The organism is Streptomyces boluensis (genome assembly GCF_009908195.1).
Classification (GTDB): Bacteria; Actinomycetota; Actinomycetes; order Streptomycetales; family Streptomycetaceae; genus Streptomyces; species Streptomyces boluensis.
In genome coordinates this window covers 1-11,644 of sequence record NZ_JAAAHS010000246.1, presented here as the reverse complement: position 1 = coordinate 11,644, position 11,644 = coordinate 1, and the positions used below count along the sequence as shown (strand labels likewise).

The following is an 11,644-nucleotide window of genomic DNA, read 5'->3' as shown; positions in this document are numbered from 1 at the left end:
GGGGCGGGGGTGGGAGGCAGCCCATGTAATGAGCGCACACCAGAAGCGTACGCCAGAAGCGCACACCAGAGGTGCACGCCCCCTCACACCTCGACGACCAGCTCCCGCAGCCCCCGGATCACCAGGCCGTCCTTCCAGCGCGGCTCGGCGGTGAGGCGGAGGTTGGGGGCCTGGCGGAGCAACTGGCCGTAGGACGCGGTGAGTTCGAGGCGGGCCAGGGGTGCGCCCAGGCAGTAGTGGATGCCGCCGCCCAGGCTGACGTGCGGGTTGTCCGTACGGGTCAGGTCCAGGCGGTCCGGGGCCGTGAACGCCTCCGAGTCCCGGTTGGCCGAGCCGAACAGCAGCGCCACCTCCGCGCCGCGCGGGATCCGTACCCCGCCCACCTCGATGTCCTCCAGGACCCACCGCTCGAAGAGGTGCAGCGGCGAGTCGTACCGCAGCAGTTCCTCCACAGCTGTGGACAGCGGTACGTCGCCGGCTCGCAGCGCCGCGAGCTGGTCCGGGTGCCGGAACAGGGCCCGCCAGCCGTTGCCCGTCGAGTTCACCGTGGCCTCGTGGCCCGCGTTGAGCAGCAGTACCGCCGTGGAGATCATCTCCTGCTCGGTGAGCCGGCCGCCGTCCTCGTCGTGCACGGCGATCAGCCCGGAGATCAGGTCGTCCCCGAGGTTCTTGCGGCGCCGAGTGATCAACTCCCGCAGGTACTCCGTGAATTCGCGCGACGCCTCGACCGCCGCCCGCGCGGTCTCCTCCGACGGGTTCAGCTCGTACATCCCGCAGATCGCCGCCGACCAGGGCCGCAGCAGGTGCCGGTCCGGCTCCGGGATGCCGAGCATCTGCGCGATCACGGCGACCGGCAGCGGCTCGGCGAGGCGGGACACGAGGTCCCCGCCGCCGTCGGCGACGAGCCCGGCCACGAGCTCGCCCGCCAACTCCTCGACGTACGGCTGCAGTTCCCGTACCCGCCCCGGCGTGAACGCCTTCGAGACGAGTCTGCGGATACGGGTGTGGCGGGGCGCCTCCAGGTCCAGCAGGCCGTTGTCGTTCAGCACATGGAACGGCTCGTGCGCGGCGGGCGGCGCGTCCCGCCCGAACTCCTCGTGCGTGAACCTGTGCAGATACGTCCGCCCGAGGCGGCGGTCCCGCAGCAGCGCGGTGACGTCCCGGTGGTGCGGGATGAGCCACTGGTTCGACGGCTCGTACCAGAGGGCGCGGCCCTGCGACCTGAGCTTCGCGTACGCGGGGTACGGGTTCGCCGGGTCGGCGCCGGTCAGGAGTTGCTGCTCGTCCATGCCGCTGCGCATAGGTACCCACTTTCGACGGAGCGGCTGACCGCAGGGCCGGGCATGTGTCGTACATCCCCCCGGCGCCTGCGGTCAACTCCTGGACATGGTCGTCGAGTTGACGGTGTGCTCCCGTCGCCCGAGCCCGTCCCTACGAGGACCGCTTCGCCAGGCCGTGCTGCTCCGCCCACGTGCGGGCCACGTCCTCGGGGTCCTTCTTGTCCTTGTCCACCTGCCGGTTGAGCTCGGTGAGCTGTTCCGTCGTGAGGGCCGCGCCCAGCTTCGCCAGGGCGCGGCGGACCGTGGAGTCGGCCTTGCGGTCGGCGATGAGGGGGACGACGTGCTGGCCGGGTACGAGGTTCTTGGGGTCGGCGAGGACGACCCAGCCCTCGGCCTTGATGTCGGTGTCGGTGGTGAAGAGGTTCGCGACGTCGACGTCCCCCTTGCGCAGGGCGCCCTTCACCAACGGGCCCGAGGAGTCGAGGGACTTGAACTCCTCGAACTCGACTCCGTACACGTCCTTCAGACCGACCGCACCGACGGTGCGCTTCTTGACCTCGGGGGCCGCGCCGATCACCAGCTTGCCGTTGTGCTTCGCCAGGTCGGCGAGGGAGCGCAGCTTGTACCGCTTCGCGGTCTCACGCGTGACGGCGAACGCGTCGGAGTCCTCGGCCATGCCGTACGGGAGGATCTGCAGGCCCTTGGGCAGGGCCACGGCGAGGGCGTTCTGCATCTCGCCCTCCTCGGTGACCGTGGCCTTCGGGTCGAGGTAGTGCAGGAGTGCGCCCTGGTACTCGGGCAGCAGGTCGATGTCGCCGCCCTTGAGCGCGGGGATGAGGATCTCGCGGGTGCCGAGGCCGGGGCGGACGGTCGCCTTCACCCCGGCGGCTTCGAGTACGGCCGCGTACAGGTACCCGAGTATCTGGTTCTCGGTGAAGTTGGCCGTGCCGATGGTCACGCCGTCCTTGCTGGAGCCGCCGCCCGCGAGGGAGTTGCCCTCGCCTTCGAGCGAGGTGATGCCGCCGCCGCACGCGGCCAGGGCGGGGACGGAGGCGGTGGCGAGCAGGCCGCCGAGCAGGGTACGCCGGTTCATGTGGGTCATGTGTGGGGTCCTTAGGCGGTGGCGGGGGCGCGGTGGCGGAAGAGGAGCCGCTGTGCTCCGGCGAGCAGCAGGTCGAGAGCGACGGCGAGCACGGCCACGAGGACAGCACCGCCGAGCACCTGGACCAGGTCGCGCTGGGCGAGCCCGTCGAAGACGTAGCGGCCGAGACCGCCGAAGGAGACGTACGCGGCGATGGTGGCGGTGGCCACGACCTGGATCAGGGCGAGGCGGAGGCCGGTCATGATCAGCGGCAGCGCGAGCGGCAGTTCGACCTGGAACAGGACCTGGTGCCAGCGCATGCCCTGGCCGCGCGCCGCGTCCTTCACGTCGCGGTCGACGGCGGCCATACCGGCGTACGTGTTGGTGACGATGGCCGGTACGGCGAGGGCGACGAGCGCCACGTACACCGGCGTCATGGAAAGGCCGCTGGCGAGGAAGACCAGGACGACCAGGCCGACCGTGGGCAGGGCGCGGCCGAAGCTGGAGAGGTTGATGGCGAGGAAGGCGCCGCGCCCGGTGTGCCCGATGAGGAGTCCGATGGGCAGTGCGATGGCGGCCGCGACGACCGTGGCGAGAGCTGAGTACTGGAGGTGTTCCAGGAGGCGTACGCCGATGCCGTCGCTGCCGGACCACTGCTCGGGGCCGGTCAGCCAGCCGCCGAGGTCCACGAGGAGTTCGTACATGTCAGGCCCTCTTCCTGGTCCAGGGGGTGAGTACGTGCTGCAGGGCGACCAGGAGCGCGTCCGCGATCAGCGCGAGGAGCAGGGTCAGGGCGACGCCGGTGATGACCGGGGTGGGGTAGTTGCGCTGGAAGCCGTCCGTGAAGAGTTGGCCCAGGCCGCCGTCGCCGATGTAGGTGGCGACCGAGACGAGCGAGATCGCCATGACGGTCGCGATCCGTACGCCCGCCATGATCACCGGCAGGGCGAGCGGCAGCTCGACGGTGAGCAGCACGCGCAGCGGCCGGGTGCCCATCGCCGTGGCGGCCTCCTTGGTCTTCACCGGCACGGAGTCGAGGCCCTCGACGGTGTTCCGCAGCAGCACCACGAGCGTGTAGACGGTCAGGCCGATGACCGTGGTGGTGCGCGTCAGGCCGGAGACCGGCAGGAGCAGCACGAACACCGCGATCGACGGGATCGTGAACAGCACGTTGGAGAGCCCGAGCAGCAGTCCGCGCAGGGCCCGGACGCGGTGCGCGACGACGGCCAGCGGCAGCGAGATCAGCAGGCCGAACAGCACAGCGGAGAGGGCCGCTTGGAGGTGCGAGAGGCTCAGGGCGGTGAGGTCGGCGGAGTGGTCCGCGATCCAGGTCCAGTCGATGGTCATGCGGGGCCGCCCCCCTTGGTGGCTTCCACGGCTTCCACGGCTTCCACGGCGACGGCGGCCGCCGGGGCGTCGGCGTCATCGGCCGCGAGGGTGTCGGCGTCATCGGCCGCGAGGGTGTCGCGGGAGGCCGTGACGTGCAGGCGGTTCGCGTGGTCGTGGATCGTGTCGCGGTCGGTGACGCCGGTGAGGACGCCGTCCTCGTCCACGCGCGCGATGAGGCCGGTCGGGGACGCCACCGACTCGTTGAGCGCGGAGAGCAGCGAGTCGGTGCCCTTGAGCGGGCGCACCGGGGTCTCGGTGTCCGTGTCGGTGTCGCGCCAGGCCAGCGGCTTGCCCGCCGGGTCGCGCAGCAGCTCCCAGCGGCCGCCGTCCGGCGCGGCGCCCTGCGGGAGCGCGGCTATGCCGGTCAGCGAGAGCAGCTTGAGGCCGCGCTCCGCGCCCAGGAAGTCCGCGACGAAGGCGTCGGCGGGGCGGGCGAGGAGTTCCTCGGGCGGGGCGCACTGCACGAGGTGGCCGCCGGTACGGAACACGGCGATCCGGTCCCCCAGGCGTACGGCCTCGTCGATGTCGTGCGTGACGAAGACGATGGTCTTGCCCAACTCCTGTTGCAGGCGCAGGAGTTCATCCTGCAGCTGGGTGCGGACCACCGGGTCGACGGCGCCGAACGGCTCGTCCATGAGCAGCACCGGCGGGTCGGCGGCGAGCGCGCGGGCCACACCGACGCGCTGCTGCTGGCCGCCGGAGAGCTGGTGCGGGTAGCGCTTGCCCGCGTCGGCGGTGAGGCCGACGGTGTCGAGCAGTTCGGCGGCCCGCGCCCGCGCCTTGCGGCGGCCCCAGCCGAGCAGCAGCGGCACCGTCGCGATGTTGTCGAGGACGGTGCGGTGCGGGAAGAGGCCCGCCTGCTGGATGACGTAGCCGATGGAGCGGCGCAGCTCGGCGGCATCCTGCTCGGTGACGTCCTTGCCGGCGACGCGGATGGTGCCCGAGGTGGGCTCGACCATGCGGTTGATCATGCGGAGGGTGGTGGTCTTGCCGCATCCGGAGGATCCGACCAGGACCGTGACTCCACCCTCGGGCAGATCGAGGGAGAGATCGTGCACCGCTGTCGTGCCGTTCGGGAACTGCTTGTGGACTGCCTGGAATTGGATCATCACTGGCCCCTTGCCCGGCTGCATATGTTCATGCAGAGTCTTGGTGGCTGAATAAATTGTCAATGGCCCGGCGTGAAACACCGGTTACGAACGTTCGCCGGTCAAGACGCTTCGCCCCGAAACGGAGGATTCGCGCGTGCTGCCGTCTCACATGCCGGAAGGACCGGGCGGACCGGAGGGACCCGACGGTGCCGCCGTCCGCGATATCGACACCGGTGCCGTCCTCGATGTCGTCCTCGACGGCCAGACCCTCCCGGCCGCCGATGTCGTACGCCTCGCCGACGGCACCGCACGGCCCGTGCCCGACGCCGCGGCGATGCGGCGCGCCGAGGAATCCTGGCACGCCGCCCTGCGGCTCGCCGCATCGGGCCGGGTGTACGGCCGCTCCACCGGCGTCGGCGCCAACCGGAACGAGAACGTGCCGACCGAGGCGGCCGCCGAGCACGGGCTGCGGCTGCTGCGCTCGCACGCCGGCGCGATCGGCGCCCCGCTGCCCGCGCGCGAGGTCCGCGCCATGCTCGCCGTGCGCGCCAACCAGCTCCTCGCGGGCGGCGCGGGCCTGCGCCCCGCCGTCGTCACCGCCCTGTGCGCGGCGCTCGACGCGGGCGCGCATCCGGTGGTGAACGAGTTCGGCTCGGTCGGCACCGGCGACATCGCCGCGCTCTCCCAGGTCGGCCTGGCCCTCGCCGGTGAGCACCGCTGGGAGGGCGGCACCCCGCCCGCCCCGATCGCCCTGGAGAACAACGACGCCCTCGCCCTGATCAGCAGCAACGCCCTCACCCTCGGCCAGTCGGCGCTCGCCCTCGACGAGCTGCGGCGCCTGATCGCCGCCACCCAGGTCGTCGGCGCCCTCTCGCTGCTCGCCGTCGACGGCTCCTACGAGGCGTACGCGGAGCCGGTGCACGCGGCCCGCCCGCACCCCGGCACGTACGCCGTCGCCGAGCGCAGCCGCCGTCTCCTCGGCGCGCCCGACCGGCCCGCGCCACCGGCCGACCGGATCCAGGACCCGTACGGCTTCCGCGTCCTGCCGCAGGTGCACGGGCCCGCGCAGGATGCCGCCGACGCCCTCGAACGCACCCTCCGGGTGGAGATCAACGCCGCCGCCGAGAACCCGCTGATCTCGGCCGCCAACCGCGCGGCCTACCACCACGGCGGCTTCTACCTGGCCCAACTCGCCCTGGACCTGGACCACTTCAGGCTGGCACTGGTGCAGACGGCGCGGCTCTCCACCTCCCGGCTCGCCGCCCTCAACGAACCCGCGTACACCGGCCTGCGGCCCTTCCTCGCCGACGGTGAGGCGGCCTCGTCCGGCACGATGATCCTGGAGTACGCCGCCGGGGCCGCCCTCGGTGACCTGCGCGCCTTCTCCGCGCCCGCCTCGCTCGGGCACGCGGTGCTCTCCCGCGGCGTCGAGGAACAGGCCAGCTTCGCTTCCCTCGCCGCCCGCCAGACGCTGCGCACCGCCGAGCCGTACCGCCTGGTCGTGGGGTGCGAACTGGTCTCAGCCGTAAGGGCGTTGCGCATGCGCGGCCGCCCCGTCGACCCGGACCTCCCGGTCGGCCGGGCCTTCGCCCTCGCGGACAGCACCCTCGCGGACACTTTCACGGACCGCCCACTGACGGACGACGTGACGGCGGCTGCCCAACTGCTCGACGCGTTCGCGGAGTTGTAGGGGCGGGGCAGCTAGTCGGGAACGGCCCGGACCGAGATGCGGGCGGCAGTCTCGAACTCGGAGTACTCGTCGACCGGTTCCTCGTAGACGACCGTGAACGTCCGCCGCATGTCACCAAAGCGGTCGCTGTACGTCATCTCGGCAGGCCCGGTCCGTTTCGGCTCGGCGGTGATGTCGTACGTCCGGAGGAAGTCACGCACGAACGAGTCATCGATCCCGCTGACCTTGTACCGGAGAACGACCGCGCCGGCCTTCGAGGCCTTGAAGTGGGTCGGAACGTAGAAGCGCCCGTACCGGTCGTGCTGCTCGTGATGCAGCCCGGCCATGCGCTCCTCGTCCTCCCCGGGCTCGGGCGGCGACCCGACGACCAGACGCACGCCGACCCAGGCCGCCACGCCCACGATCCACACCATGCAGAGCGCGAGGAAGACGATCAGCGCCTTCCGCTGCCATGTGAGAGCGCCCCACCTCACCCGTTTCATGTGCGCACTCGCCCCTCTTCTCACCACCCGAAGCCCGTCGCCCTATTCAGGGACGGCCCGCACCGTGACCCTGGCCGCCGCCTCGTCGACGTCGTCCGGGTCGAACGACGAGGGGTACACGAACGTGATCGTGCGCCGCATCCCGCCGACGCGGTCGGTGTACGTCTCCTCGGTCGGACCGGTCTTCTTCGGCCGGTCGTCGAGGTCGTACGTCCGGCGGAAGTCGCCCACACCCGAATCGATGCTGCCCAGGAGCTTGTACCGGAGCACGACACTGCCGTCCTTCTCGGTCCGGTAGGAGTCCGGGATGTAGTACCGCTCCGACTCGTGATGCTGCTCGTGATGCATCCCGGCCTTGCGCTCCTCGTCCTCCCAAGGGTCAGGCGGTGGCGGCGTGAGCAGCCGCACCGCGACCCAGACAACCACGCCCACGATCCACACCACACACAGCGCGAGAAACGCGATCAGCACCTTGCGACGCACCGCAACCACTCCCCCCGGTCCCCAGAAACCTAATACCCCACCGGCCGCACCAACCCCGACTCGTACGCGAACACCGCAGCCTGTGTCCGGTCGCGGAGGGCGAGTTTCACCAGGATGCGGCCCACATGTGTCTTCACCGTCTGTTCCGCCACGACCAGTTGGGCCGCGATCTCCGCGTTGGACAGGCCCTGGGCGATCAGGGCGAGGACCTCCGTCTCGCGTTCCGTGAGGCCCGCCAGGCGGCCCTTCGTCGGGGCGCGGGGGGCGCCTAGGCGGGCGAACTCGGTGATCAGGCGGCGGGTGATGCCGGGGGCGAGGAGCGCGTCGCCGGCCGCCACCACCCGTACCGCCTCGGCGAGTTGGTCCGCCGACGCGTCCTTCAGGAGGAAGCCGGAGGCACCCGCGCGCAGCGCCTCGTACACGTACTCGTCGAGGTCGAAGGTGGTGAGGACCAGGACCTTCACGGGCGCGCCGGACGCGACGACGCGGCGGGTCGCCTCGATGCCGCTCAGCTCCGGCATGCGGATGTCCATGAGCACGACGTCCGGGGCGAGTTCCGCGACCTTCGCGACCGCGTCGACGCCGTCGACGGCCTGGCCGACCACCTCGATGTCCGGCTCCGCGTTCAGCAGCACCGTGAAGCCCTGCCGGACCATCATCTGGTCGTCCGCGATCAGCACCCGGATCGGCATGGAAGTCCCTCCCCCTCAGTTCAGTGGCAGCAGCGCCGTCACTTCGTACCCACCCGTCGGCGTCGGGCCCACGGCCAGCTCCCCGCCCAGCATCGCGGCCCGCTCCCGCATCCCGAGCAGCCCGAGACCGGCACCCGGTGAGGGTGCCACGGGCCGGGCCGGGGCGCTGTTCAGGACGCGTACGCGCAGACCGTGCCCGGTGCGTACGAGGGTCACATCGACCTCCGAACCCGGCGCGTGCCGCATCGCGTTGCTCAGCGCCTCCTGCACGATACGGAACGCGGAGAGCTCCACCCCCGGCGGCAACGGGCGGTCCGCGTCCGGGAGTTGGGCCTTGACTGTCAGGCCTGCCGCTCGGGCGTTGTCCAGGAGGCCGTCCAGGCGGTCCAGGGTCGGCTGGGGCGCGTCCGGCGGCTCCTCGGCGGTCTCCGAGCGCAGTACGCCGAGGACGCGGCGGAGTTCCGTCAGGGCCTCCACCGCGTTGTTCCTGATCCCGGCGAGGTTCTCCTTCAGCTCGTCCGAGGGGTTCTCCACCAGGTGCGGGGCGACCTGCGCCTGAATGGAGATGACCGACATGTGGTGGGCCACCACATCGTGCAGCTCGCGGGCGATGCGGCTGCGCTCCTCCAGGAGCGTGCGCCGGGCCCGCTCCTCGGCGGTGAGCGTGGCCTGCGCGACGAGTTGGGTACGGGCCTGGCGCAGCCCCCGCAGCGGCGCGCTGAAGAACACGGCAAGCACGAACACGACGACCGACATCGCGTCCCCCGCCCGTTCGGCGCCCGGCGGGGTGCGCAGGTAGGGCAGGAGCACCGTGAGGCCGACGGTGAGCGTCAGCATCGTGAGGATCGCGCGGGGGCGGGACCGCAGCGCCACCAGGATCAGGACGAGCACCTCGAGGACGAGGCTCCACACCGGCCACGGCCAGAACATGTCGTCCCGCACCCGCTGCACCGCGAGGGCCTGGGCGAACGCCGCACCGGTGACCAGCCACCACGCGGCGACCGGCCGGGACACCACCAGGACGAGCGCCGCGGCCTGCAGCAGCACGAGCGCCTGGAGCAGCCGGGCCCCGGTGGACGTCATGTCGAAGGAGCTGGACAGGCCGTCGATGGCGGCCGCGCCCAGGGCGGCGGCCGCGTACACGAAGGGTATGTACAGCAACGCCCGTACCCAGCGCGGCCGTCGGGGCGCGAGCAGCGGGTCGGGCGTGAGCGTCCACAGGTCCTGGCGCAGGGCCCGCAGCCCCCGCCGCGCGTACCGCACCACCGGCTCGGCCATCGTCACAGCGGTCACCCTAGACACGCCCCTTCGCCTGTACGCGGGTGGGCCGGTGCACCCGTACCACCGTGGTCGTGCCGCGGCTGCCGCGGCCGCGTTCGAAACCGTGGAACGCCGCCCAGCAGACCGCCAGGGCAAGCCCGAACAGCGGGAACCAGGCGAGCCGGGCGAGCACCCAGCCGGGCCCGTCCGGGACCGTGTGCAGGCCGGGCAGGGCGGTGCCGCCGAGCAGCCCGACGGCGGTGACGGCGAGCAGCGCCGTCTGGTGCCAGAGGAACACCGTGAGGGCCGACAGGTTGGCCAGGGCGACGCCCGCCCACAGCACCGGGCGGCGCATCGCCCGGCCGAGCGGACCGTGCAGCAGCAGCGCGAGACCGCACTGGGCGAGCCCGAACGTGACGACGGCCAGGGTGGGCGGGTTGAGGTTGGACACGGCCGCGCCGGGCACGCCCACCATCGACGCCGGGTAGCCGCACCGGGCGACGAGCAGCACCGTCGCCACAACCCCGCCGACGAGCAGCACCACCCCCGCGCGCCGCCCCGTGCCGAGCCGCCCACGGGCCCAGGCCGCGCCCAGGCAGTACGGCACCAGCCAGCCCGCAAGGACGTTGATCCAGCCCAGCCATTCGGGCCCGTCGAAGCCGAACCGCACCAGGTCGACATGGACGACGACGGCGAGCGGCCACAGCGGGTGCAGCCGTGCCACCAGCGGGGTCAGGGCGGTGAGTGCGGCGAGGACGAGGAGGAACCAGAGCGGTGAGAGCACCAGCTTCAGGAGCGTACGAACCGTGCCCAGGTCCGTACCGCTCGCGAGCAGCCCCACCGTCGCCACCGCCCACAGCGCGAGCACCGCGCCGACCGGCCGGAAAAGCCGTACGAGCCGGGCCCGCAGCCACGGCCCGTACGGCCGCCCGGCGCCGGCGCCGAGGGAGCCGGTCCCGAGGGAGCCGGTCCCGAGGGAGCCGGTCCCGAGGGAGCCGGTCCCGAGGCCACGCGCCGCCACGTACCCGCCCACCAGGAAGAACACCGCGAGGGTCTGGAACATCCAGGAGAGCGGGGTGAGCCACGGCCGGTACGCGAGCGGGCTCTCCGCGTGCAGCGCGCCGCCCTCGCTGACCAGGGCGGTGACCAGCCAGTGGCCGAGCACCACCCCGAGGATCGCGGCGGCGCGCAGCGCGTCCATGCCACGGTCCCGGCCGGCGGGTGTGGCGGCGGCGACGCGGCGGACGAGTCGGTCAGACACGGGGCACCTCCGGGGTCCGCCCGCACGCGATGCGGGCCAGGTTGTCGAGCGCGGCGGAGCCGGGCTCCAGGTAGTCGCTGTGGCCGCCGTCGCCCGCGTCGAAGCGGCGGGCACCGAAGGCGGCGGTCACCGGGTCGGCGCCGAACCCGACGGTGGTACCGGGGAGTTCGGCCCGTACGTGCGGCACCTCGGCGATCCAGTCCCGCGCGCCGCGCCCCGCCCAGACCCGCGCGCGGGTGCGCAGCTCGGCGGCCCGGTCGAAGCCGGTGCCGGGGCTGCCGTACAGGGCGATGTCCGTGACCCGGGGCCCGCCACGGGGACCAAGGCCGTGCGCCGCCTGGGCGCACACCACGGAACCGTAGGAGTGGCAGAGCAGCGCCACGGGGGTGCGGGCGGCGAAGCCGTATGTGGTCAACCGGCCGAGGAACGCGCGGAGTTCGGCCGCGCCGGTGCGGGCGAGGTCGGGCGTGAGCGCGTCCGTGCTGACCGTGCCGGGTGTCGGGTAGCCGAGCCAGGCGATCACCGCGAGATCGGCCGGTGCCCGCTCGCGCAGGGCGCGCGCGCCGCGCAGGAAGCGGGCGTACGTGTCGATGCCCGTGTCGGAGCCCGGCACCAGGACCGCCACGCGGGTGGCGGTGCGCGGGTCACCGAGCACCTCGGCGGTGGTACCGGCGCCGTGCGCGTCGAACTCCAGGAAGTCCCGGCCGGGCGCGGCCAGTTCGCGCAGCGCGGCCGCGCGCCGCCCGGCTCCGGCGGCCTCGGCGGTACGTGCGGCCTCGGCGGCGTTCGCGCGGTGCGCGGCGTACCGGGCGGCGAGCGGGACGTCATCGGCGACGCGGGCGGGCGGCGGCGCCGGGACACCGGGCCGTACGGCGCCGGAGAGCGGCACCACGACCGATCCGGCGACAAGCGCGGCGAGCCCCGCCCGCCACCAC

Annotated in this window: 12 protein-coding genes; 1 reads left to right on the top strand and 11 read right to left on the bottom strand. The window is 72.7% G+C overall.

Annotation, left to right across the window (positions count from 1 at the left end; translation table 11 throughout):
* Nucleotides 1-83 precede the first annotated feature (83 nt).
* The 5 genes from GUY60_RS25665 to GUY60_RS25645 form a co-directional block, all read right to left on the bottom strand.
* Nucleotides 84-1,301, bottom strand: coding sequence for a cytochrome P450 (locus GUY60_RS25665; protein WP_246235655.1), 1,218 nt, complete (start codon nucleotides 1,299-1,301; stop codon nucleotides 84-86).
* Nucleotides 1,302-1,431: 130 nt separating this feature from the next.
* Nucleotides 1,432-2,373: an ABC transporter substrate-binding protein gene (locus GUY60_RS25660; RefSeq protein ID WP_161701865.1), complete on the bottom strand. Its 942-nt coding sequence runs from the start codon at nucleotides 2,371-2,373 to the stop codon at nucleotides 1,432-1,434.
* A 20-nt stretch (nucleotides 2,374-2,393) separates the two neighbouring features.
* The gene (locus GUY60_RS25655) at nucleotides 2,394-3,065 is read right to left on the bottom strand and encodes an ABC transporter permease (protein WP_161701857.1); all 672 of its coding nucleotides are present in this window, start codon (nucleotides 3,063-3,065) and stop codon (nucleotides 2,394-2,396) included.
* Between the two features lies 1 nt (nucleotide 3,066).
* Nucleotides 3,067-3,708 (bottom strand): ABC transporter permease, encoded by a 642-nt coding sequence (locus GUY60_RS25650; protein ID WP_161701855.1) that lies wholly within the window; start codon nucleotides 3,706-3,708, stop codon nucleotides 3,067-3,069.
* Complete coding sequence (locus tag GUY60_RS25645) at nucleotides 3,705-4,859, bottom strand: ABC transporter ATP-binding protein (protein ID WP_161701853.1); 1,155 nt, start codon at nucleotides 4,857-4,859, stop codon at nucleotides 3,705-3,707. The genes GUY60_RS25650 and GUY60_RS25645 overlap by 4 nt, the downstream gene beginning before the upstream one ends.
* A gap of 151 nt (nucleotides 4,860-5,010) precedes the next feature.
* Between GUY60_RS25645 and GUY60_RS25640 the strand changes: the two genes are divergently transcribed.
* Entirely contained in the window at nucleotides 5,011-6,531 is a 1,521-nt protein-coding gene (locus tag GUY60_RS25640) for an aromatic amino acid ammonia-lyase (protein ID WP_161701863.1), read from the top strand.
* 11 nt (nucleotides 6,532-6,542) lie between these two features.
* On the opposite strand, the gene GUY60_RS25635 is transcribed toward GUY60_RS25640, so the two are convergent.
* From GUY60_RS25635 to GUY60_RS25610, 6 genes are all read right to left on the bottom strand, one after another.
* Entirely contained in the window at nucleotides 6,543-7,013 is a 471-nt protein-coding gene (locus GUY60_RS25635; RefSeq protein ID WP_161701852.1) for a hypothetical protein, read from the bottom strand.
* A 42-nt stretch (nucleotides 7,014-7,055) separates the two neighbouring features.
* The gene (locus tag GUY60_RS25630; protein ID WP_161701850.1) at nucleotides 7,056-7,496 is read right to left on the bottom strand and encodes a hypothetical protein; all 441 of its coding nucleotides are present in this window, start codon (nucleotides 7,494-7,496) and stop codon (nucleotides 7,056-7,058) included.
* A gap of 29 nt (nucleotides 7,497-7,525) precedes the next feature.
* On the bottom strand, nucleotides 7,526-8,188 hold the full coding sequence (locus GUY60_RS25625) for a response regulator (RefSeq protein ID WP_161701848.1): 663 nt from the start codon (nucleotides 8,186-8,188) through the stop codon (nucleotides 7,526-7,528).
* Nucleotides 8,189-8,203: 15 nt separating this feature from the next.
* A complete protein-coding gene (locus GUY60_RS25620; protein WP_312866419.1) occupies nucleotides 8,204-9,481 on the bottom strand; it encodes a sensor histidine kinase in 1,278 nt (425 codons plus the stop codon).
* Between the two features lies 1 nt (nucleotide 9,482).
* A complete protein-coding gene (locus GUY60_RS25615) occupies nucleotides 9,483-10,649 on the bottom strand; it encodes an acyltransferase family protein (RefSeq protein ID WP_161701859.1) in 1,167 nt (388 codons plus the stop codon).
* Nucleotides 10,650-10,701: 52 nt separating this feature from the next.
* Nucleotides 10,702-11,644, bottom strand: a 943-nt coding sequence (locus tag GUY60_RS25610; RefSeq protein WP_161701845.1) for an alpha/beta hydrolase, incomplete at its 5' end; no start/stop codon positions are given.